The sequence below is a fragment of the Psychrobacter sp. PSP genome, assembly GCF_024085615.1.
Taxonomy (GTDB): Bacteria; Pseudomonadota; Gammaproteobacteria; order Pseudomonadales; family Moraxellaceae; genus Psychrobacter; species Psychrobacter pacificensis.
Genome location: NZ_JABLTF010000013.1, coordinates 16,229 through 38,952, shown reverse-complemented (window position 1 = coordinate 38,952; position 22,724 = coordinate 16,229). Strand labels below are relative to the sequence as shown.

Genomic DNA, 22,724 nt, shown 5'->3' with positions numbered 1-22,724 from the left:
TAATTAAGGAAGATTATGCCAAGCGTAAATAATTATTTTGATAATAAAGTCACTTCGATTGCCTTTCAAACAGCAACCAAGCCTGCAACGGTAGGTGTTATGGAAATTGGTGAGTATGAATTTGGCACCAGTGAGTTTGAGACCATGAGCGTGGTGAGCGGTGCATTGATGGTCAAGCTACCAGAGAGTGATGAATGGCAAACGTTTAATGCTGGCGAGCACTTCACCGTTGAAGCCAATCAAAAATTCCAAGTAAAAGTTGACGTCGAAACCGCTTATTTATGTGTATACGGTAAATAATCACTTTTATTGTAAAGTAGTATCAAAATAAAAAAAGCCAAGTATTTGATGCTTGGCTTTTTTTGTGGGCATGTCATTCTCTAGCTTACCCTTATCAAGCAGATTGCGCCACATCGTCTCCGTCGTGCTTGATGGCAAACTGGTTTCATAGAACGTGAGATAGTTTTGCCATAAGTGCGCCCAAAGATCATGATCGGCGAGGGCGAGTGGCTTTATTTTACACAGGATTACACTTTGTCCGTGGCAAACAAACAGCAAAAATAAGCGCAGTTGATTATGCTAAAACCATAAAATTATTAGAAGAGTGTTTTTATGGGCAAAACAAATGAGCAGTCGACAACGCAGGATGTGCGCCATGACTATGAGCGTCTCGCACGCCGTGCCAATCTGCGTTATGTGAGTGACGACGAACCAGGTTATGAGCGTAGACGTTGGGGCCGCGGCTTTACCTATCGTGATGCAACGGGCAAGACAGTCAAAGACAAAGCGTTGCGTCAGCGGTTTGATGCATTGGTGATACCGCCCATGTGGTCAGAGGTGTGGATATGCCAAGACGAAAAAGGCCATCTGCAATCGACAGGACGCGACGAAAAATCACGCAAGCAGTACTTGTATCATCCCTCGTGGAATAATATTCGTGACCAAGCCAAGTTTGATGCAATGATAGGCTTTGCAGAGGCGCTGCCCAATTTACGCGCGCAGGTCGAGACAGATTTGGAAGCAGAATCATTGTCACGCACCAATGTACTCGCTGCCGTGGTCAAATTGCTTGAAACCACGTTGATTCGTATCGGTAATAGCCGCTATGCCAAGCAAAATAAAAGCTATGGTCTGAGTACGCTACGTAGTAAGCATGTCAGCGAAACGGATAATGGACTGGCGTTTGATTTTGTCGGAAAAAGCGCCAAAGAACACCACATTGAGCTGCAAGATGAGCGTTTGATTGACATCGTGCAGGCATGTTCTGAGCTGCCGGGCTATCAAATATTTAAATACTTAGATGACAATGGACATAAACAAGTCGTCGACAGTAGCGATATCAACGACTACTTGCGAATGCATACATGCGGTATGGACTGCGAAAGCAAATTATATAGTGCAAAAGATTTTCGAACATGGATGGCAAGTGTACTCGCGGCAAGTTATCTATATGATGAGCTACAAACGACGGCAGGCGCTAACATACTTGCCAGCGCACCAGAAAGTGCTGAGCGTCAGCAGCTGGTCACCGATATGGTAAAAAGCGTGGCGGCAGAGCTGGGCAATACGCCAACCGTATGCCGCGCGTCGTATATTCACCCCATCATTATTGAGCGTTTTTTGGCAGGGGAATTTTATGATGACTACAAACAAGCACGCCGCGGTCGTACGAAAAAATACCAAAGCTGTGAGGAGAAAGCCTTACTAGGTTTTCTCAGTGCTGATCGTTAAATATCGATTCTTGAGAAAGTACTTCAAAAATAATTTAAATATTTGATCCTACAAGTTTTTTAAGTTTACTATTAGCTATTTGATGATAAATAGTTATAGGTCATGCTTATTTATATAAAATAAAAATGATACGTTATGTATTGAAATAAGTATAAAAATACGTTACTAATAGAGCATGTTAAATACAAAGATATTAAACGGTCTATAGGATGTGACCGTTTTACAATATGAATATCATTTTATCTGCTATTGCTAAAGGATTAGCTTATGAATACCGCTTCTCAAACTCCTACCCTCAGTCACACAGATGCTTCAACGACACCAAAAAACTATACCGATTATTATAATAATTTTGACATGGATACATTGCTGTCAGAAATCTTTGGCGAACATGTCGACGATCGCTTAAATGCCTATATGGCGTGCTGTGGTCGTCATGTCCGTGATGGCCGCGCGGATAATGCTGCACTGGTACACGAAGATACGGCAGGCAATGTCACGCGCATGAGCTTTGGTGAGCTTGATAAAGCCAGTGCGCAAGTCGCTAACTTACTACAGTCGTATGGCGTAAAAGCGGGGGACAAAGTAGCGACGATGCTACCGCGTACACCTGAGCTACTGACCGTTGTATTGGCAACATGGCGCATCGGCGCGGTATATCAGCCATTATTCACCGCTTTTGGCTATGACTCAATCAAATATCGCATGGATAAAGCCGATACCAAAGTCGTTTTTACCAATGTAGAGAACCGCAGCAAGTTTGATGATTTGGCTGTGCAAACCAAAATGGTATTGGTCGGCAGTACTGAAGATGCTCAGACGTGGGGTGACGATCACTACCGTCAGTCCATGGAATCACAGGCGCAAACGATAGAACCCGTTATGCTCGATACGGATGCACCATTTTTGCAGATGTTTACCTCAGGGACAGTCGGTAAGTCAAAAGGCGTGAGTGTGCCATTATCAGCCTTACCTGCGTTTTATCTCTATATGCGTTATGCCATTGACCTACGCGCAGACGATCAATATTGGAACATGGCCGATCCTGGCTGGGCGTATGGATTGTATTACGCCATCACAGGGCCACTGCTATTAGGGATCACGACTTATTTTAATGAAGCAGGATTTGACGCGACCAATACGCGCGACTTTATGATGCGTCATCAGATCACCAATTTGGCCTCTTCACCGACAGCATTTCGCATGATGAAATCCAGCGGCGTTTTTGACAACGTTAATGAAGACAATAACGCCAAACTCGCTTTGCGCTGTGCCAACTCGGCAGGGGAGACGCTGAATACCGAGGTCGTCAACTGGGTTGAGACCTATCTGGGCTGTCAGGTAAAAGATCATTACGGTCAAACAGAAACGGGCATGACGTGCTGTGCGCATCATGCGCTAAAACACGAATCACCAGTTGGCTCGATGGGAATGGCGCTACCAGGTCACACGCTGGTCGTATTGGATGATGAGATGAATGTACTACCAGATGGTGAGCAAGGACAGTTAGCAGTCGTGGTCAGCCAGTCACCTGCGTTTTATTTCCGTGGTTATAGCTGGAATGAAAAACAAGCTTTCGTTGATGACTACTATCTGACAGGCGATGTGGTTGAGCGTCATAGTGACGGCAGCTACTGGTTTTCAGGACGTGATGATGACATTATCATTACGGCAGGTTACCGCGTGGGACCCACTGATGTCGAAAACACCGTCTTAGAGCATGACGCAGTGGCAGAATCTGCGGCTGTGGGCGTGCCAGACGAAGTGCGTGGACATACGATCAAATCTTATGTGGTATTAAAAGAAGGCGTCGAAGGTAGCGAGCAAATCGCCAAAGAAATCCAAGAGCTGGTGCGCAAACGTCTATCCACTCATGCCTATCCACGTGAGGTCGAGTTTGTGACCGAGTTACCAAAAACACCAAGTGGCAAAATTCAACGCTTTTTGCTACGCAGTTTATCTGCCGCGTAACTACCCGATAGAGCGTTTATAGATAATTCATAGAAAACAGCTAATAAAAAATGAAGATTTAAAGGAATAAACATGCAAATTAAAGAGAATAGCTTTTTGGTCACAGGCGGTGCATCAGGTTTGGGTGAGTCAGTGGCTCGTGCGATTGTCTATCAAGGCGGCAACGTCGTCATCGCTGATCTCAATGAGTCAGCAGGGCAAGCACTGGTCGCTGAGCTGGGTGATAGTACGCGCTTTGTGCGCTGTGATATCACTAAAGGCGATGAGGTGCAATCAGCGGTTGAGATGGCTGAGTCAGCTTTCGGCGGCTTACAAGGCTCAATCAACTGTGCGGGTATCGTAGTGGTACAAAAGCTGCTAGATCGTGATAACAATCCAGCAGACCTTGAGGCATTTAGCCGCGGGGTCAATGTCAATCTGGTGGGTTCATTTAATGTCGCCCGTTTGGTCGCGGCTAGCATTGCCAAACGCATAGCGAATGATAGCAATGCAGGCGAGCATGCAGAAAAAAACCATGTACAAAAGAATGTAGATCAAGGCATTATTATTAATACAGCTTCTATCGCAGCCTTTGATGGTCAAGTGGGTCAAGCCAGCTATTCTTCTTCCAAGGCAGGGGTGGTTGGTCTGACCTTGCCGCTGGCTCGTGAGCTGGCACGTCATGGCATCCGCGTTATGACCATCGCGCCAGGTGTCTTTGCTACCCCGATGATGGAGAGCATTCCTGAAAAAGCCCGCGAGCAGCTAGAAGCAGGCGTGCCTTATCCCAAGCGTTTGGGCGCTCCCAATGAGTTTGCCAAATTGGTCACTCATATCATTGATAATGCTTATCTAAATGGCGAGGTGATCCGCTTAGATGGTGCAATTCGTATGGTGTAACATTTGAGTAATTCATTCGTTTTGCACAAAACTTATCTAAATAGTCTGACATAGTGCTTTGATACATATGATTAATGACAAAAAACTCATCATGAGGATCAAAGCCTATGTCATTTTTTTATAATAAATTTCACCCGCCAAATGAGCAGCGCATGTATTGGTTACTTATAGGCATTAGCCTTGCTGCTACTGTAAGCACCAGTGCTATTGCTTATGCCAAAAACTCCTCAACATCCAAAAACCTATTCCTACGTCTGTAGTTATTGATCGAGTCTTCGTCGACAAATCAGATCGTGTCTTAACATTGATGAGCGATGGTAAAGCCATTAGGTCGTATCGTATTGCGCTAGGGGGTAGTCCATCGGGACATAAGCAACAATAAGGCGATCAGCGTACGCCCGTTGGGATTTATACCTTATTAGCTATCTAAATGATGAAGACAAGGCACGAGCGAAGTCATTAGAGGTCAATCCGGGCGGCGATATTATGATTCATGGGCAAATGAATGGCTTTGGACATTTGGGCTGGTTGAATCAACGACGCGATTGGACCGATGGTTGTATCGCGGTGACCAATACCGAGATGGATGAGATTATGGTATCGGAGATACTTGGTACGCTTATCGAAATTGTGGAGTAGCATAGTCGGATTATGATTGGGTCTATACTCAATAAGTGCATTGCTTATTACCGTATTCAACGGAGATTTCTCTTGAATTTACATCAATAAAATGGCATTTCTTACCTACTAACTTCCTTTATCTGCTATTAATAGCCCATTTAAATATTATTAATAATTATCATTGTTTTAAGTAAGGTTTTATTTGGTAATCGTCTTGAAATAGGTGTATATATACCTTATATAAATGACAGATAACAGTGGGCACTAGACTAGGAGAGTCCCTAGAAGTTCCACTGAAAATACTAATTATAAAAGGATATAAACATGAGATTTGAGAAGTTTACGCAAAAACTGCAATCAGCGATTCAAGAAGCTCAGAGCCTAGCGTTAGGTCGTGATCATACGGGCATTGATCCTGTGCATTTGCTTGCGGTATTGCTACAAGATGAATCTAATTTATCTATCTGCCAACAAGCAGGCGCTTCTATTCCAGCGCTAAAAAATGGCGTTGCCAAAGCACTCGATAACCAAGCGACCATTTCGGAGCCGACAGGTGACGTCAATCTAAACCCAAACTCAGTCAAAATTCTGAACTTGGCAGATCGTCAGGCGCAAAAAGAAGGCGATGATTTTATTGCGACTGAATGGGTCATGTTGGCACTCGCTGAGCAAGGCGAAACCAAAAAAATATTTGAAAGTGCAGGTGTGACGGCAAGCAAACTAAAAGCGGTCATTGAGCAGCTGCGCGGTGATGATACGGTCAATAACCAAAACGCTGAAGATCAGCGTGATGCACTCAACAAATACACGATTAATCTGACTGAGCAAGCAGAGCTTGGCAAACTAGATCCAGTCATTGGCCGTGACGAAGAGATCCGCCGTACCATTCAGGTACTGTCGCGCCGTACCAAAAACAACCCTGTGCTCATCGGTGAGCCGGGCGTTGGTAAAACAGCCATCGTAGAAGGCTTGGCACAAAAAATCATCAATGGCGACGTACCAGAAGGTCTGCGCCGTAAAGAAGTGTTGTCATTAGACTTGGGCGCGCTAATCGCTGGGGCAAAATTCCGCGGTGAGTTCGAAGAGCGTCTCAAAAGCGTATTGAGCGACTTGGCCAAACAAGAAGGCAATGTCATTTTGTTCATCGATGAGCTGCACACGATGGTTGGTGCAGGCAAGTCTGAAGGTGCAATGGATGCGGGTAATATGCTAAAACCTGCACTGGCACGCGGTGAGCTGCACTGCGTTGGTGCGACCACCCTTGATGAGTATCGCCAGTACATCGAAAAAGACGCTGCGCTTGAGCGTCGTTTTCAAAAGGTTTTGGTCGATGAGCCAACGGTCGAAGATACTATTGCGATATTACGGGGTCTAAAAGAGCGTTACGAGCTGCATCATGGCGTCGATATTCAAGACAGTGCCATCATTGCTGCTGCGCGCATGAGCCATCGCTATATCACTGACCGTAAGCTACCAGATAAGGCGATTGATTTAATTGATGAAGCGGCCAGTCGTTTGCGTATGGAGATGGACAGCAAGCCTGAATCATTAGGTAAACTCGATAGTCGCCTCATTCAGCTAAAAATGCAGCGTGAGGTGCTCAAAAACGAAGAAGATGCTGGCGCGCAAGCTGAGCGTAAAGTGCTCGATGCGCAAATAGCAGAATTGGAAAAAGAGTACGCTGATCTTAATGAAGTTTGGCAGGCAGAGAAAGCGTTGGTCAAAGGCAGTCAACAGCTAAAAGACGAGCTGGATAAAGCCCGTATCGCTTATGACAAAGCCAGTCGTGAAGGCGATTATGAGACCATGAGTAAGCTGCAATATGAGACCATTCCGCAGCTTGAGCGCCGTATTCATGAGTCTGACTTGGCTGAGCAAAAAGAGCAGACTGGTGAAGGTGATGGTGTCAAATTGCTACGGAATAAGGTCACAGACAATGAAATCGCAGAGGTGGTTGCGGCCGCCACTGGTATCCCAGTCAGCAAGATGATGCAAGGCGAGCGTGACAAAATGATCGCAATGGAAGAAAAGCTCCATGAGCGTGTTATCGGTCAAAACGAAGCGGTCGAATCGGTGGCCAATGCGGTACGTCGTAGCCGTGCAGGCTTATCTGATCCCAACCGTCCTTCAGGCTCGTTCTTATTCTTAGGACCTACAGGCGTTGGTAAGACAGAGCTGACCAAATCACTAGCGAACTTCTTATTTGACTCTGAAGATGCAATCGTACGTATCGACATGAGTGAATATATGGAAAAACATAGTGTCAGTCGTCTTGTAGGGGCACCTCCAGGTTACGTTGGTTACGAAGAAGGCGGTACGTTGACTGAAGCGGTACGCCGTAAGCCATATAGCGTCATATTGTTCGATGAAGTGGAAAAAGCGCATCCAGATGTGTTCAACATCTTGCTACAAGTATTGGACGATGGTCGCTTAACCGATTCGCAAGGTCGGGTGGTAGATTTCAAAAACACCGTCATTATCATGACCAGTAACTTGGGTTCGCACAAGATTCAGGAAATGGTTGGTGAAAGTTACGAGGATATCAAAGCGGAAGTAATGGATTCTGTTGGGCAGCATTTCCGTCCAGAGTTCGTCAACCGTATTGACGAAATCGTAGTTTTCCATCCGCTTGGTATGTCACAGATGGCAGGTATTGCAGATATTCAATTGGATCGATTGCGTCAGCGTATCCAAGAGCGTGAGATGGATATTGAGCTGTCAGCAGATGCGATGAATAAATTGGTTGCCGTGGGTTATGACCCTGTTTATGGTGCTCGTCCTTTGAAGCGAGCCATTCAACAAGAGATCGAAAACCCATTGTCATTGAAACTATTAGCAGGTGATTTTGTCGCTGGTGATATTATCAAAGTCGATGTGGGTGCCGATGACAAGCTAACTTTTGATAAGCTTAGAATGAGCTAATCAGTTTATCCTTGACGTCTTTATGACCCAACTTTACGCTTAAAATCAACCCCTTATCTACAATCGTAGGTAAGGGGTTTTTATTTATAAGGCGCGTTTTACGTTACTGTTTTTTTACCATTTAAATATCTCTTAAATATCAAGACTATGCTATAAATAAATGGATGACCAATAAAATAAATGCCAATCGGATAGAAAGGATAAAACAATGACAACCTCTATTGAACGTGTAAGTCTACCCTTAACTTCGCCATTACTCATTGCAGCGTTGTTGTTTAGCACTGCCGCGTGCTCCAACCCTTCAGCAGTAAGTCCTAGCAATAACAAAAGTACCGCAACAGAGTCCAAGGAAGTTTCCATTTCAGATAGCAATGCTCAAACCGCCACAAAAAGCACTACACAAACAAAGACTAGCAAGCCTGCTTTTACGACTAAAGCAATCGCTACCTTTGATGAGCCTTGGGCTATGACAGCACTACCCAGTATAGATGGCAAAGCGCCCAAACTACTAGTGACGCAAAAAACAGGAGAGTTATTCATTGTAGACACGGCGACGGGTAGCAAGACACAAGTAGCAGGCATCCCTAAAGTGGCCTATGGTGGTCAAGGTGGTTTGGGAGATATTATATTAGCACCAGATTTTGCGACTTCTAATGCTGTATATATCAGCTACGTAGAAGCAGGAAAGGGGGGTGATAGTAATAAGTTTGGGGCAAAAGTAATCAAAGCGACACTGGCAGGATTAGGCACAAATGCGCCCACACTACAGGTCATCACGCCTATTTGGGAGCAATCTCCAAAAGTCACGGGGCAAGGTCATTATAGCCATCGCTTATTGTTTTCACCTGATGGACAGTATCTATATATCAGCTCAGGAGAACGCCAGAAAAAAGAGCCTGCACAAAATATGAGCATGAATCTAGGTAAGATTATTAGATTGTATGCTGACGGCTCGGTTCCAAAGGACAATCCATTTGTCAATGATAGCAATGACATTGCCTCTCAGTTTTGGACAATGGGCAATCGCAATGTGCTCGGCATAAGATTTGATGAAAGCGGCAGGCTTTGGGCAAACGAGATGGGGCCAAAGGGCGGTGATGAATTTAATCTGATTGAAAAAGGCAAAAACTACGGCTGGCCGATTGTATCAAATGGTCGTAATTATTCAGGTACACCAATCCCAGATCACGACACTCGCCCTGAGTTTGAAATGCCTAAAATCACATGGACACCCGTTATTTCACCGTCATCACTGAGTCTATATACGGCTGGTAGCCACAATGACTTTCCAGCATTACAAGGCGATTTTTTAATCAGTGGTTTATCTTCAAAAGCGCTTATTGTCGTAAGTGTCGATGAAGATGATAGTGCTACTGAACGCTATCGTTATGACATGGGAGAGCGTGTACGCAGTGTGCTAGCAGTAGACGGGCAAGTGTGGACACTTGAAGACGGTAATAATGCACAATTACTCAGATTATTGCCCAAATAACATCGAAACAATATTGAAATAACATCGAAACAGCATCGAATTAAGGACGTATTTACCTACCTGTATATTTAATTATTTTAATAAAACTATTCAATTATTTTAGAGTAAATTAATAGTTTTATCAAGTTTTATTTTGTAATAGATTGATAGTTAAGACCTATTTTGTTAAGGTAACGTTCCTTGAAATTTGAGACTTGCACATGGAAGAAGTAAAAGTAGGCAGATTAGGACCTTTTCCGCGGGTAAGTAAACCTGTGTTTATTACATCATCACTGCTGATTGTTGGCTTTATTATTTTCGGTGCGTTTTTCACCGAAACAGCAGGGGCTGTTTTTAGTTTTTTACAAAATTTTATTACCGATAAGTTTGGTTGGCTATTCATTATCTTAGTGAATACAGCGCTTGGGCTTTGCATTTACTTAGGAATGAGTCGCTATGGTGATATTCGTTTAGGTAACCAAACGGAGCGACCACAGTACAATCTGTTTTCTTGGATTGGTATGTTGTTCTCTGCTGGTATTGGTATTGGCCTTGTCTACTGGGGTACAGCGGAGCCGTTGTATCACTTTATGGCACCACCAATGGGCGAGGCCGAAACGGTTGAAGCCGCAAAGCAAGCGATGAATATCTCATTTATGCATTGGGGTCTACACGCTTGGGGCATCTATACGATTGTGGCACTGTCGTTAGCGTATTTTCATTTTCGTCGCGGTTTGCCTTTATCGATTCGCTCAACTTTGTATCCTTTGCTCGGCAAAAGAATCTATGGTCGCTGGGGGCATACGGTCGATATCTTGGCCGTGTTCGGTACGATGTTTGGTGTGGTCACCTCACTCGGGCTTGGAGTGATGCAGATCAATGCGGGACTTGAGAAACTATTTGGCATGCCGAATAGTCTCACTGTACAGTTCGGTTTGATAGCTTTCATCACAGCGCTTGCAGCCGCTTCCGTTATGATGGGTCTGGATAAAGGTATTAAGCGCCTTAGTGATATCAATATCGGTTTTACAATCGTTTTATTGGTATTCATGGTGGCTTTAGGGCCAACGCTCTTTATCTTTGATAGCTTTATCGAAAATATCGGCAACTATCTGACTGTACTCGTGCCTTTGGGTACGTGGGGCGAGTCTTATAGTGGAACAGATTGGCAAAGTGCTTGGACGATATTTTATTGGGCATGGTGGGTGAGCTGGGCACCATTCGTTGGTATCTTTATTGCCCGTATCTCTCGTGGTCGTACCATCCGTGAGTTTACGTTTGGGGTACTGTTAATCCCTATGCTTATCTTGTTCTTTTGGTTCACGACCTTTGGTGGCGTAGCGATTCATATGGAGCTTGCCTCTGCTGTGACAGGTATTAGCCCAGGTTTGGTTGAAGCAGTACAAGCAGATACCGGTAGCGCAATCTTTAAGCTAGTTGAGTACTACCCACTAGCCAAACCGATTACGTTAATGATTGTTGTCATGATTATGCTTTGGTTTGTGACTTCGTCAGATTCGGCCAGTTTTGTTATCGATATGCTGACCGCTGGTGGCGATACCAATCCACCAAAGATTCAGCGTTTGTTTTGGGCAACCACAGAAGGCGTTATCGCTGCCATATTGTTAGCGGCTGGTGGATTGTCTGCTTTGCAGGCAGCTGCCATCGTAGCAGGATTGCCATTTGCTTTAGTGGTTTTTGTCATAATGTATGCGTTGTTACGCGGATTAGGACGTGATCGTCTGATTCTTTACCGTGCGCAGCAAAGCTATATCACAGATGAGTCAGCAGATCATAACTCTGCAGATGAGTTTGTTGATGAGCATTTACTCAAAGGCCCACCTAAGATTGTTAAGGGTGACTAAGCAGTAAAATCGTTATTTTAACCATTGTTCTAATCATTAATAGAAGCCCCAATTTATTTTTAAATTGGGGCTTCTTTGTGGCTACTCAAATATATTTTTTGGAATGAAGTATTCTTATGAATTAACTGCATTCACCTTTGGTATAACTAATGGCCTCAGGTATGTTACAGGCCGAGCAAGCATTACCTGCCGTACGGTAGCTTATCACTGAGCCAACTTTCGTTTTTACACAGACTGGATCATATTGCATGGTACACATGGTCTTCTCAGAGCGAGAGGTTGGACAGTGAGTTAAGGTGTTTTCAAGCATTTGACTGTTATCTGTTGCAGGTTGCGTGGGAGTAACTGCGCCAGGCGTAGCGCTGCAACCCGCCAGTGCTAATACCAAGGAGACGACAGCTAATGATGGTTTGAGGGATTGCGCCAGTGTAGGCAGTGATAATTTAGATAGCGTTTTTTGCATGATGTGATGTCCTTATTTGCAAGCGTTCTATTACCGCTCGTCACGTTATTGATAGATCGATATAGCACTTAAAGTTTTATAATAACTAATGAATGGCTATGGACTCAATAACATAATACAAAAAACCCAAGCTTGAGCGGCTTGGGTTTTTTGTTAAATACAGATGATTGTCACAGCAGAATATCTACCTAGATAAGAATAGCAACTTATTCAGCTGGCTTATCATCTTTGTTTAGCTGCACATATTTATCGAAATTTTGTGCATAATCTGTCAAATTGTCACTTAGCATCTGGCGATATTGTTTGACATAAAACTCGACGATATCGTCTTTTTCTTTGGCAAAATCATCGGCTTTCACGAAGCCAATCGAGGCCACAGAGGCGCTGTAGCGTGCGGCAGCATATAACAAAGAAGCACCTACCTGTCCTGAATGGGCATCAGGGCCTAGCTGACTATTGGCGACACCGATGATAGCATCAGCGCGTTGGTAAAACGCCTGCATTTCAGGGGTGATTTCAATGCTTGCATCCACATTGTTGTCTTGAGTGTTGCTGTCTTGAGACATAAGCTGCTCCTAATAATAAGTGTCGATAATTTTAGTATATAAAGGCGGTTTGTAAATGATTCAACGTAATGACTCTATGACCCTTATAAGCCAGCGTCTGCTTTTAAGATATCTGCTTTGTCTGTTTTTTCCCAAGTAAAGGCAGTTTCTGAGCCTTGACGACCAAAATGTCCAAAGGTAGCCGTCTGCTGATACATTGGCTGTAATAGGTTCAGCATACGAGTGATGCCATAAGGACGCAAATCAAAATGAGTACGAATCAGGCGAATGATTTCATCGTTACTGATTTTGCTCGTGCCAAAAGTGTTGACAGAGATAGACGTTGGCTCAGCAACCCCAATCGCGTAACTGACTTGTACTTCACAGCGATCAGCAAGACCAGCTGCGACGATGTTTTTGGCCACATAACGTACCGCATAAGCAGCACTGCGATCTACTTTTGAGGGATCTTTACCACTAAAAGCACCGCCCCCATGACGTGCCATACCGCCGTAAGTATCGACAATGATTTTGCGGCCTGTTAAGCCTGCATCACCCACAGGACCACCAATGACAAACTTACCCGTTGGATTGATATGGTAGCGTGTACCCGCATGTAACAGATCAGCCGGTAGCACTTGCTTGATGATAGATTCCATCACTGCTTCTTGCAGATCAGACTGCGAGATGCTCGGATCATGCTGAGTTGATAGAACGACCGCATCGATTGCAGCAGGACGGTTGCCATCATACTTCAAGGTAACCTGCGCTTTGGCATCAGGACGGAGCCATGGTAGCTCGCCTGCACGGCGCAGCTCAGATTGACGCTCCATCAAACGATGGGCATATTCAATAGGGGCCGGCATTAATACATCAGTTTCATTACTGGCGTAACCAAACATTAAACCTTGATCGCCTGCACCTTGCTCTTCAGGATCATGACGATCGACACCTTGAGCGATTTCAGGAGACTGCTTACCCAGCATATTGATGACCGCACAAGTCTCGCCATCAAAACCCAAATCTGAGTGGTGATAACCAATGCCGTTGACCGTGTCACGCACCAGCCGCTCTAAATCGATATTGGCAGTTGTGGTGATTTCACCGGCAAGTATCACCGCGCCTGTTTTTACTAAAGTTTCGCAGGCCACACGTGCGTGTAAGTCTTCACGTAAGATAGCATCAAGGATGGCGTCTGATATTTGGTCAGCCATTTTGTCAGGGTGGCCTTCGCTCACAGATTCGGAGGTAAATAAGTTGTATTCACGCATAATGGGATCGCTTAATTGAATCAATAAAGGTAGGAAAAGCAACACTCTGGGTGCTGCTCTAATTAATGTTGACCACGCATTTACGCGGCAGATAATCGGTATTTCTCAATGCTAAAAATCGGTGTTGAACAAAGTTTTTGTCATCAATTTGGCTAAAATCTAGACCTACTATCATTCAATCAATTCATATATGGAGCAATGATAATAAGCTTTTATGGCTATGGCGGTAGAGAGTTAGGTCAATGTTCGCTCTAATAGGCTACTGTCAGTGTGCAGATTGCCTTATCAGAAGCGGGGTAATTGCCAAAATCTCTTAACACAAAATAGGGTTATTCTACCCTGAAACGTTATAAAACTCTAGTGAGCAGCACTTGCTATACTATAAGAAATGCTCAACAAGTGATTCACTGTCGTAAAACGTAGGTACTTGCCAGTTCATGGCTACATAAGTTTGTCTTTGAGACAGGAGTGTCACTACGTTATAGTTCTAAAAAGGTCGCTTTATCTTTAAACATGCACTCTTCATAGACGGGGCAAGCGCCGCATTTGGGTGTACGCGCTTGGCAGGTATAGCGCCCGTGCAAAATAAGATAATGATGCGCATCAACGATAAAGTCATCGGGTATACGCTCGACCAGTTTGTTTTCGACGATGAGCACCGTTTTACCAGTAGCGAGTCCAGTACGATTGCCGACGCGAAAGATATGCGTGTCGACCGCCATGGTTGGCTGACCAAAAGCAGTATTCAAAACTACGTTGGCGGTTTTACGCCCCACACCAGCTAATGATTCTAGATCTTTGCGGTTGTCAGGGACGGTGCTATCAAACTTTTCAATCAAATCGCGGCAAGTCTTGATGACATTTTTGGCTTTTGCGTTATATAAGCCAATATTTTTGATATACGTCTTTAGACCTTCTTCGCCTAGTGCCAGTATAGCTTCAGGTGTGTTCGCCACGGGGTACAACTGCTGAGTGGCAATATTGACGCTCACATCAGTTGCCTGTGCAGATAAGATAACGGCGATGAGCAGCTCGAAATTACTGCCGTAATTTAGCTCGGTGACAGGCTCGTCAATCGTCGCCGCTAGCTTTTCAAAAAATGGACGCACATCGCGATTGGGCATTCTTCTAGAGGGCGGTGTATCGGCTGTTTTATGTTTGACCGTTTTACTCATGGTGTTTTAACTATTATTTTAGTGAGTGGTGTTGCAAAATTATATGCTAGCGATGGCATTTATATGAGTTATTAAAGTATCAATCACGTAATCACAGCACCGCTTGTAATGCGTCGAGCTCTGCTTGCAAGCCTTCAAGCTCCATTTGTTTTTTATCATTGGCGCGCACGCTGAGCTGCTTTTCGAGTTTTTTGATTTTGGTACGTAGTTTAGCCGCTGCAATGGTATTCTTTGCTTGTGCTTCGCTAATATTTAGCGATTGGCTCGTTGCATTGTTGAGCTTGGCCTCTACCATGCTGACCACAGGTTTGCTATTGCTGGTATCAGCCAGTTGTTCTGTCACGCGTTTGAGATGCGTGTGGTAGCGCTGTCTCAAGTCTTCTTGTTCGGCTACTCTCTCAAAGGGAGAAAGCTCACGCTCGACAATGACCAAGTCGATACAATCAACAGGGCAGGGTGCGATACATAGCTCACAGCCTGTGCACAAATCGGTAAAAATCGTATGCATGTGTTTGCCAGTACCGACGATAGCATCCACTGGACAAGCCGGAATACATTTGGTACAGCCGATACAGTCGTCTTCACGAATCACAGCACGAACCTCTGTTGGACGTCCTGATGTCATGTCTATCGGCCATTGTGATGGTGCGGCTGTCAGATGAGTATCTATCCCAATTGTCTGAGCGATAGCGTCCGTTACTGGCTGGCCACCAGGCACACATTTATTGTATGGCTCACCCTTTAATACGATAGCAGTGGCGTAAGGCAAGCAGCCATCTGGATGCTCACAAAGCCCGCATTGCGTTTGCGGCAGACAAGCATCAACGCGTGCAATTTTTGTCTGTACATCATTTGGCAGGGTATCAATGTGCAGCGACTTAAACAAGATCGGTAAATCTGTCAAGCGTGTCTGTTCAGTACTTTGAGGATGGGTGTCGGTTTGGGACATGGTATTACTGGCCTTAGTATCGGTCATCATTAGCGACTGTCACTTATGTCTGTCAGTGGCTAGGTAGATAAGTGACTATTGATTGCATATTTTATAGGCAAATTATGGATCTTTGTACTGACGTTCTATATCAAATAGTCAATGACCCAGCCGTGTCGATCGCTGTTGCGCTGCGAAGATTAACACATTTAAAGCCGTAAAACATCAGGGTCGAAAACCTAGTCTTGAACATTAAAAATTAAAGCATAAGATCAATGATATTGTGATGCATTTATTCTAAAAACGGTGAGCGTTTGCGGAATGTCTACTTACTAAAACGCTTGAGGATAAAATCAATCAATAGATGCATGCGATGAGGCATGTTATCACGGTCGCGATAGAGCATCTGGCAGCCTCTAGGTTGGTTATTCCAATCAGGCAATACTTGCTGCAAACCGCCTGATGTGATCAAAGGCTGTGCATCATAATCGGGGATGAAACCTAGACCGATACCATCCGCAATAGCCCCCGTTAGTAAACTAATATTATCAACTTTTAGACGGATATTATTTGTTGGCTGATGCGCCTGTACCTCGCCCGTTATACGATGCTGTAGATGCCACGTAAACATCGGAGGACATAGGACAGTTGGGTATTCCGCCAAATCATTGGGCGTTTGGATATCGGATACATCGATATCGCTGGCTGCACAAATCATAAAGCGAATATTGGTCAGCTGCCGCCCAATCCAATGATTGGCACTGTGTTCACCAATACGAAAAGCGACATCAATAGCTTGCGCGTCAATATCAATGGTCTGATTGGACAGACGCAAATCTAAATGGATATCTGGATATTGTTTTAAAAAAGCATTGAAATGCGGCGCTAAAATATCACTACCAAAATTGACAGGGGCGCTGATTCTGATTGTGCCTTTGGCCTCATTTTTATCTTGTAGTAAGCAACACGCGACGTTTTCTAACTCATCAAAGAGATGGGCGCTGCTCTTGTAATATTGTTGCCCTGCATGGGTCAACTGTACGCGGTGCGCATCTCGGTTGAGCAACCTAAGTGCCAGATCTGCTTCTAGTTTGGCAACTCGGCGACTCAATGTCGATAGGGGCATGTCAAGCATTATAGAGGCTTGGCGAAAGCTGCCGTAGCGGACAACCGCGCAAAAACTGCGCATGTCATCGAGGGAGTAGTTAAATTTCATATTCAGAATCTATGCTCTCGTTATTGCTTGTTTATACCGTATTTAAAATATATACACTGGTGGTTATCTTTTCGCAAGTTTTTTGGGTGCAGTATGAGCCGTTCAGCGAACACCACCGCCGTCCTATATTTATTACTGTGTACGTTTCTCTGGGGCGCAAGTTTTCCTGTCGGCAAGCATGCCTTGAGTGAAGTAAATGCATTAACCTTAGTCATGTGGCGTTTTAGCATTGCCTCGATGTGTCTGTACCTTTATACAAAATATAAGCACATGCCAATCCCTAATCTCACACCCAAACAATGGGCGTGGGCGATTGGTGTATCCATCATTGGTGTTGGTGGCTTAAACTTGGGGCTGTTTACTGGGCTTGAACAGACTAATGCTAACAATGGTGCGTTGATTATGGCGCTTAGCCCGCTGGTGACTTCTTTGATTGGTTCTATAGCGCAGCGCCAGTTTCCTACCAAAGGCGCGCTGTTTAGTTTGGTGGTTTGTCTCTCTGGCGTACTGCTGGTACTGACCGATGGCGCATTTGCCAAACTGCTAGGGTTTGAATTTAACCATGGCGATCAAATGATTTTTTTAGGTATGCTGTGCTGGAGTCTCTATACTTATCTGACTCAAGGTATCAGCCGCTGGATGCCGATGATTCCTTATACCTTGGTCGGTATGCTGTCAGGTCTTGGGGTGATATCGCTCATGGTGTTATTTAGTGCAGAGGTACATCCATTGCAAGAAAGCTTAGCCATCAGTCGCAGTGTCTTTGGCGACTTGATATTTATTGGCGTCTTCGGCACGGTTGGCGGTTATCTATTGTGGATCTCTGGCGTCAAGCAGTTGGGCGCTGCTAATGCGTCATTATTCTTTAATTTTGTGCCAGTGTTTGCTGCGCTCACGGCCTTTGCTTACGGTCAGCAAGTGACCGCTTTGCAATTATTAGGTATGGCGATTGTGATTGCAGGGCTATTGATACCCAGACTTGTCAAATGGCAACATCAGCGTCTGACCGCCCATAATGTCTAAGTGAGACGCAGTAGGCACTGACATTAGCCGCTAAAATGAGCTGCCAGTGACAGTGTCATTTAATTTCATAATAAAATGCCTTGTTCTTTGGCAATCTGATCGATCAATTCTCGAGCGATACTGCCCTTTGGTGGAATCTTTGGCAGGTTAGAGAGATCAAAAAAATCAGCATGCGCCAGTTCGTCTTCTTGAATAATAATATCGCCACTGGCATAAGAGGCACGGAACCCAAGCATCAAATTGGAGGGAAATGGCCAAGGCTGGCTACTCACATAATGAATATCTGATATGCTGATATTGACCTCTTCTGCCACCTCACGTACCACCGCATGCTCAAGGTTCTCACCCACCTCAACAAACCCAGCGATCAAACCATACATGGGCGGCAGTTTTTGCTGTCCATGTCGATGGTGGTGCGCGAGTAAGATTTGCATTTCATCTGTTACTGGGTTTGGGCGGGTAATCGCCGTAATCACACATGGCTGGACGCGAGGATACTGGCGCAGCTGGCATACTGGACAAACCATAGCGCGCTCGTCTTGGTCAGCATGTACGGTAGGACTGGCACAGCGACTACAGAACTGCGTATCTGCTTGCCACCTTAATAACTGTATCGCTTGACTGATCTGGTCAGATAGGGCAACAGGTATGTTATTTATCAGCTGTCGATAAGGGACAAAGGTATCAGTACTGCTTTCGGCGATGATAGGCAGCGTCACGTTATGAGCGACTGCGTAATCATAAGTCATGGCAGTGGTGGACGGCGCAGTGAAGGTTTGGGCAGTGTTTTCATTGATCAAATCAGATGAAAGGCTATCCATATTATTATTATCATCAGATTGCCAGTGATTTGGCGATAGACTCTCATGTAGCGTCACGTGACCGAGCCGATAAGCTTGCTCGTCTGAACCAGTACGACTCTGTGGTAGTTGGATTTGTAATGGCCACCAACCATCTGGCATTTGACGGCATAAAACAGTGTCATCACTCAATATAAAAGCATGGGCCATAAAAGATTCCAAACAGTTTGAAGCAAATCCGTATCGATTTAGATACAGACTTATTTAACGTGAAGTATTCTGATTAAGTTTTATCGCCGCAAAATGACAAAATGGCGACGATAAAACCTGTGCAAGCAGTACTAAGCAGCAAGTAGATGACTTAAGCTTTGCTGGCCAACGTCAAGCGCTTGTTTACTGACAGGACGATTGTTCTCAAAACCATCCAGATGATGATCGACCGCCATAATCACATCAGCGATGCAGGCGAGTGTAGGGTCTTCGATACGTTGTCCACTCTCTATACGTTTTTCGATATAAATGGCTAATTGACCAAGCATGCTGGCGGGTGTTGGCAAATGTAAAAAGCGCAATGCACCTGCCACTTGGCGCATCATTCCCGGTATATTCTGAATATTAAGCATGTCGCGTTCAGGCTCTGCCAAATAGTCGTTAATTGCTTGCTCGGCACTTGCAATGGCGGTACGGCTTTCTTGTATGAGGGTATCGTATGATGTATTGAGCTGATGCAATGAGATATGCTGATTATTCAGTGGTAAGTAGATCGCCCCTGGGGTATGCATCTCTGCCATTGCAATTGTAGCATTCTCTGCATGCATCAATGCCAGTAATAAGTGATCAAAGTCATCCGGCGAAGGCGCCTGCCAATGGCTGACCGCACCCGCCGCTGTGATAAGACTATCAGCTGCATTGGACAATCCTAGCAGGCGCAGTGCTGAGCTCAATTCAGTCAAATCTTCAATGATCTGGGCAGTTTGCATATCAACAGGATTGATGGAGTCGCCACGTGCATAGCTGTCGACATTTTCTTTAATATTATTGATTTGAGACTGAATAATGTCATTTAGTGTATCGGTGAGTGCGCGATTGGGACCAAACAAGAAACGCTTCATCTCATCAAGCTGATCGCCTTCTAGATAGTTACTTGCGTACTGCTCACGTAATTGCTGCGCCTCAACAGTATCACGCTGACAGGCAAAATTAACTAAGTCTGCAAAACGTGTATCCATCACAGGTAAGTAGCTTTGGAACTGCTGCTCCACATAAATCAGCGTATGCTTTTGGCTCACGTTCAACGGTAAGACCGCGGCAATATCTGTCACAGCAGTCGCTGCTGCTTGCCAAAATAGGCTGTTACTATTTGATGCGATCAAAGCGCAGGCAGCACTCATGGCATCGAGTTTTTGCTGATCGTTTGAGTCAATATTGCCATCTTGGTTGAGTAGGGCAACGCCAAGACCGCTACGATAGGCATAGGTCAGGAGTTTTGTATCCAAATTGAGCGCGCTTAGTGGTTCAAAGTTTTGCTCTGGGTTAGCAATGATGACGCTACTGCTCCCAAAAGTAGAAAAGTCCTCGACCGTCATTGGTGGTTTTTGTCCATGCGCATTGAGATTGTTAACCACTGGCAATAACAAAGTAGGCTCTACCGACTCAGTCAATAATACAAACTCGACATAGCGTTCTAAAGTCATAATGGCTTCTGATAAATCCATGATGAGAGCCATGTCATTGTTGTCGCCGTTGTCATAAAGGCGCTGTAGACCGTCAACGATCGCATTGTTTAACACTTCTGCACCAACAAGAGAAATCAGTTTAAAAATACAAGACAGCTGCTTTAGAACATCAATAGAATCTGACAATAAAGGTGCTTGGCTACTATCGTCATTGAATTCGCTCAGATGAATCTCAGTATCTTTGAGCGTTGCGATAATCTCATCATGCAATAAGTGGAGTGACGGTAGGTTGAAATCAGTAACACTAAGCGTGGGGGCGGTTAACTTCATTTGCGCAGACTGGTCCATAAGTATTTTTCCATAATGTACTGATGAGAATGACGATGGTATCAATGGGGTAGTAAAAATATTGGTTAATGATGTTTTAACGTTTTATATGATAATAATCAAGGCTATATTGTACAAATGTTGGTGTAATTCAGGCTTGATGTAGCGGCTACATATTGGCTTTTAGCTCAGGGTAGTCCTCTGCAAGAGAAGCGTACCAGCTTTGATTGGTAGTCTCATCTGACGTCGATGCTAGCAATAAATTGGCCAAATTGGCAAAACTGGTATGGGCAGTTTGCCCGCCCTCTGTGGGTGCGTCTTCTTCAATGGCAAGCGTCACTTGACCGCCAGTCATCGCCAAGTAAACTTCGGCTAAAATCTCTGAATCCAGTAAGGCGCCGTGAAAGGTACGGTCTTGCTTACCAACGTCCAGACGACGTACGAGGGCATCCAATGTGTTCTTTTGTCCAGGATATTGCTGCTTTGCCATGACCAGTGAATCGGTCACTTGTACGCGCTCAGCAAAGTCATTGAGACCGACTTTCGCAAACTCCATGTTTAAGAAGTTCATATCAAAGGTGGCGTTGTGAGCGATAATCTCAGCACCATCCATAAAGTCGTATAATGACTGGGCAACTTGATCAAAGGTGGGCTTGTCCGCCAAAAATGCCTCAGAGATCCCATGAATACGAATAACTTCATCATCCATGCCACGCTGCGGATTGATATAGACGTGTAGTTTTTCACCAGTAAATTTACGCCCAACCATCTCAACAATACCGACCTCAATGATACGGTCGCCTTTTAATGCGTCCAGTCCTGTGGTCTCTGTATCCATGATGAGCTGACGATTTGCTTCATGACGATGTATCGGCTTTGGTAGTAGCGGCCTAAAATGAGGATTGGCACGACTCGTATCCCCATCAAACTTGGGTGTATCAGTATCTATAGTTGGGATATCACTAGTCATGTCGGTATCATTCATGGGTACTTGGGCTTCTGGCATGGCTTTATTACTCATCATTTTGGGTGCGTTGTCTGGATGGTGAGGAGTCTCTACCATGACATCATTATGCATCATACGTGCTTCATGGCTATGTTGACTGTCATTGATTCGTAACTCATCTTCTGACACATCGTCAAACTCGTCATCTACCATATCTAGACCCAATGGGTCGAACTTTAGCCAATCATCATTGGCGACAGGTTTTTTATCAGTCGCTATGCGGCCTTTTTTTTTAGGGGCGTCTGATTCGTTTATCACAGGTTTTTGTGCCACAGATGCTTTTATCATAGAGGAGTGACCACTGTTTGACGTAACCCCTAAGTTTGCCAGTTCGTCTGCTTTTTCATTACCGGCATGTCCAGCGTGACCCTTAACCCAGTGCCAATCAACATCACGCTGTTGACATAGCTTATCCAATTGTTGCCAAAGGTCTTGATTGGCGACGGGCTTTTTGCTCGCTGTTTTCCAGCCTTTTTTCTTCCAGCCTTCAATCCATTCGGTGATGCCTTTTTGGACGTAGCTGGAATCTGTCCAAATCTCAAGTTTTTGCTCATGTGAGCTATGTGTTAGGGCCTGTATCGCACCCATGAGCTCCATGCGATTATTGGTGGTTTCCGTATCACCGCCATATAAATCCTGCGTGCTACCATCGCTAAATATAAGGTGCGCGCCCCAACCGCCAGCGCCGGGATTGCCTTTGCAGGCACCGTCAGTATACGCTACCGTTATGTTTTTCTTGGCGGCTAACGGATCAGTTGCGTTGCTTGTATTAGAGTGTGGCATGGCGTTACGGTTGTCTGACATAGAGATGTATAAACCTGATAAATAGTAAGC

At 44.8% G+C, this 22,724-nt stretch carries 19 protein-coding genes; 10 read left to right on the top strand and 9 right to left on the bottom strand.

Going from position 1 to position 22,724, the window contains the following annotated elements; genetic code table 11:
• Positions 1 to 15: 15 nt before the first annotated feature.
• The 9 genes from HL061_RS03370 (at position 16) to HL061_RS03330 (ending at position 11,460) form a co-directional block, all read left to right on the top strand.
• A complete protein-coding gene (locus tag HL061_RS03370; protein ID WP_071001842.1) occupies positions 16 to 300 on the top strand; it encodes a pyrimidine/purine nucleoside phosphorylase in 285 nt (94 codons plus the stop codon).
• 312 nt (positions 301 to 612) lie between these two features.
• A complete protein-coding gene (locus HL061_RS03365) occupies positions 613 to 1,731 on the top strand; it encodes a DNA topoisomerase IB (protein WP_071001841.1) in 1,119 nt (372 codons plus the stop codon).
• A gap of 267 nt (positions 1,732 to 1,998) precedes the next feature.
• Complete coding sequence (locus HL061_RS03360) at positions 1,999 to 3,702, top strand: AMP-binding protein (RefSeq protein WP_252962531.1); 1,704 nt, start codon at positions 1,999 to 2,001, stop codon at positions 3,700 to 3,702.
• A 72-nt stretch (positions 3,703 to 3,774) separates the two neighbouring features.
• The gene (locus HL061_RS03355; RefSeq protein ID WP_252962530.1) at positions 3,775 to 4,581 is read left to right on the top strand and encodes an SDR family NAD(P)-dependent oxidoreductase; all 807 of its coding nucleotides are present in this window, start codon (positions 3,775 to 3,777) and stop codon (positions 4,579 to 4,581) included.
• 107 nt (positions 4,582 to 4,688) lie between these two features.
• Positions 4,689 to 4,841, top strand: coding sequence for a hypothetical protein (locus HL061_RS03350; RefSeq protein ID WP_252962529.1), 153 nt, complete (start codon positions 4,689 to 4,691; stop codon positions 4,839 to 4,841).
• 226 nt (positions 4,842 to 5,067) lie between these two features.
• On the top strand, positions 5,068 to 5,220 hold the full coding sequence (locus tag HL061_RS03345) for a hypothetical protein (protein ID WP_240366226.1): 153 nt from the start codon (positions 5,068 to 5,070) through the stop codon (positions 5,218 to 5,220).
• A 306-nt stretch (positions 5,221 to 5,526) separates the two neighbouring features.
• Entirely contained in the window at positions 5,527 to 8,124 is a 2,598-nt protein-coding gene (clpB, locus tag HL061_RS03340) for an ATP-dependent chaperone ClpB (RefSeq protein WP_252962528.1), read from the top strand.
• Positions 8,125 to 8,332: 208 nt separating this feature from the next.
• A complete protein-coding gene (locus tag HL061_RS03335; protein WP_252962527.1) occupies positions 8,333 to 9,616 on the top strand; it encodes a PQQ-dependent sugar dehydrogenase in 1,284 nt (427 codons plus the stop codon).
• Between the two features lie 200 nt (positions 9,617 to 9,816).
• Positions 9,817 to 11,460 (top strand): BCCT family transporter, encoded by a 1,644-nt coding sequence (locus HL061_RS03330; protein ID WP_240366228.1) that lies wholly within the window; start codon positions 9,817 to 9,819, stop codon positions 11,458 to 11,460.
• A 121-nt stretch (positions 11,461 to 11,581) separates the two neighbouring features.
• On the opposite strand, the gene HL061_RS03325 is transcribed toward HL061_RS03330, so the two are convergent.
• The 6 genes from HL061_RS03325 to HL061_RS03300 all read right to left on the bottom strand — a co-directional run bounded on the left by HL061_RS03325 (position 11,582) and on the right by HL061_RS03300 (position 17,058).
• Positions 11,582 to 11,923 (bottom strand): hypothetical protein, encoded by a 342-nt coding sequence (locus HL061_RS03325; protein WP_071001835.1) that lies wholly within the window; start codon positions 11,921 to 11,923, stop codon positions 11,582 to 11,584.
• A 206-nt stretch (positions 11,924 to 12,129) separates the two neighbouring features.
• A complete protein-coding gene (locus tag HL061_RS03320) occupies positions 12,130 to 12,489 on the bottom strand; it encodes a DUF3144 domain-containing protein (RefSeq protein ID WP_071001833.1) in 360 nt (119 codons plus the stop codon).
• 83 nt (positions 12,490 to 12,572) lie between these two features.
• On the bottom strand, positions 12,573 to 13,739 hold the full coding sequence (metK, locus tag HL061_RS03315) for a methionine adenosyltransferase (RefSeq protein ID WP_075105952.1): 1,167 nt from the start codon (positions 13,737 to 13,739) through the stop codon (positions 12,573 to 12,575).
• 479 nt (positions 13,740 to 14,218) lie between these two features.
• Complete coding sequence (gene nth, locus HL061_RS03310; protein WP_058025991.1) at positions 14,219 to 14,914, bottom strand: endonuclease III; 696 nt, start codon at positions 14,912 to 14,914, stop codon at positions 14,219 to 14,221.
• A gap of 91 nt (positions 14,915 to 15,005) precedes the next feature.
• Complete coding sequence (locus HL061_RS03305; protein ID WP_071003639.1) at positions 15,006 to 15,863, bottom strand: RnfABCDGE type electron transport complex subunit B; 858 nt, start codon at positions 15,861 to 15,863, stop codon at positions 15,006 to 15,008.
• Between the two features lie 304 nt (positions 15,864 to 16,167).
• Positions 16,168 to 17,058 (bottom strand): LysR family transcriptional regulator, encoded by an 891-nt coding sequence (locus tag HL061_RS03300; protein ID WP_252962526.1) that lies wholly within the window; start codon positions 17,056 to 17,058, stop codon positions 16,168 to 16,170.
• A gap of 93 nt (positions 17,059 to 17,151) precedes the next feature.
• Here HL061_RS03300 and HL061_RS03295 point away from each other — a divergent pair, with 93 nt between their 5' ends.
• The gene (locus HL061_RS03295; RefSeq protein WP_071001830.1) at positions 17,152 to 18,081 is read left to right on the top strand and encodes a DMT family transporter; all 930 of its coding nucleotides are present in this window, start codon (positions 17,152 to 17,154) and stop codon (positions 18,079 to 18,081) included.
• 65 nt (positions 18,082 to 18,146) lie between these two features.
• On the opposite strand, the gene nudC is transcribed toward HL061_RS03295, so the two are convergent.
• The 3 genes from nudC to dnaQ form a co-directional block, all read right to left on the bottom strand.
• A complete protein-coding gene (nudC, locus tag HL061_RS03290; protein ID WP_252962525.1) occupies positions 18,147 to 19,091 on the bottom strand; it encodes an NAD(+) diphosphatase in 945 nt (314 codons plus the stop codon).
• 131 nt (positions 19,092 to 19,222) lie between these two features.
• Complete coding sequence (locus HL061_RS03285; RefSeq protein WP_071001828.1) at positions 19,223 to 20,905, bottom strand: hypothetical protein; 1,683 nt, start codon at positions 20,903 to 20,905, stop codon at positions 19,223 to 19,225.
• Between the two features lie 148 nt (positions 20,906 to 21,053).
• The gene (gene dnaQ, locus HL061_RS03280; protein WP_252962524.1) at positions 21,054 to 22,694 is read right to left on the bottom strand and encodes a DNA polymerase III subunit epsilon; all 1,641 of its coding nucleotides are present in this window, start codon (positions 22,692 to 22,694) and stop codon (positions 21,054 to 21,056) included.
• Between the last annotated feature and the right edge of the window lie 30 nt (positions 22,695 to 22,724).

Coding starts and splice junctions, on each gene's coding strand:
- nth (WP_058025991.1), bottom strand. CDS start 14,914: ATGAGTAAAACGGTCAAACATAAAACAGCCGATACACCGCCCTCTAGA.
- HL061_RS03295 (WP_071001830.1), top strand. CDS start 17,152: ATGAGCCGTTCAGCGAACACCACCGCCGTCCTATATTTATTACTGTGT.
- HL061_RS03325 (WP_071001835.1), bottom strand. CDS start 11,923: ATGCAAAAAACGCTATCTAAATTATCACTGCCTACACTGGCGCAATCC.
- HL061_RS03300 (WP_252962526.1), bottom strand. CDS start 17,058: ATGAAATTTAACTACTCCCTCGATGACATGCGCAGTTTTTGCGCGGTT.
- clpB (WP_252962528.1), top strand. CDS start 5,527: ATGAGATTTGAGAAGTTTACGCAAAAACTGCAATCAGCGATTCAAGAA.
- HL061_RS03365 (WP_071001841.1), top strand. CDS start 613: ATGGGCAAAACAAATGAGCAGTCGACAACGCAGGATGTGCGCCATGAC.
- HL061_RS03320 (WP_071001833.1), bottom strand. CDS start 12,489: ATGTCTCAAGACAGCAACACTCAAGACAACAATGTGGATGCAAGCATT.
- HL061_RS03305 (WP_071003639.1), bottom strand. CDS start 15,863: ATGTCCCAAACCGACACCCATCCTCAAAGTACTGAACAGACACGCTTG.
- HL061_RS03335 (WP_252962527.1), top strand. CDS start 8,333: ATGACAACCTCTATTGAACGTGTAAGTCTACCCTTAACTTCGCCATTA.
- HL061_RS03330 (WP_240366228.1), top strand. CDS start 9,817: ATGGAAGAAGTAAAAGTAGGCAGATTAGGACCTTTTCCGCGGGTAAGT.
- HL061_RS03355 (WP_252962530.1), top strand. CDS start 3,775: ATGCAAATTAAAGAGAATAGCTTTTTGGTCACAGGCGGTGCATCAGGT.
- HL061_RS03370 (WP_071001842.1), top strand. CDS start 16: ATGCCAAGCGTAAATAATTATTTTGATAATAAAGTCACTTCGATTGCC.
- dnaQ (WP_252962524.1), bottom strand. CDS start 22,694: ATGTCAGACAACCGTAACGCCATGCCACACTCTAATACAAGCAACGCA.
- metK (WP_075105952.1), bottom strand. CDS start 13,739: ATGCGTGAATACAACTTATTTACCTCCGAATCTGTGAGCGAAGGCCAC.
- HL061_RS03345 (WP_240366226.1), top strand. CDS start 5,068: ATGATTCATGGGCAAATGAATGGCTTTGGACATTTGGGCTGGTTGAAT.
- nudC (WP_252962525.1), bottom strand. CDS start 19,091: ATGGCCCATGCTTTTATATTGAGTGATGACACTGTTTTATGCCGTCAA.
- HL061_RS03285 (WP_071001828.1), bottom strand. CDS start 20,905: ATGGACCAGTCTGCGCAAATGAAGTTAACCGCCCCCACGCTTAGTGTT.
- HL061_RS03360 (WP_252962531.1), top strand. CDS start 1,999: ATGAATACCGCTTCTCAAACTCCTACCCTCAGTCACACAGATGCTTCA.
- HL061_RS03350 (WP_252962529.1), top strand. CDS start 4,689: ATGTCATTTTTTTATAATAAATTTCACCCGCCAAATGAGCAGCGCATG.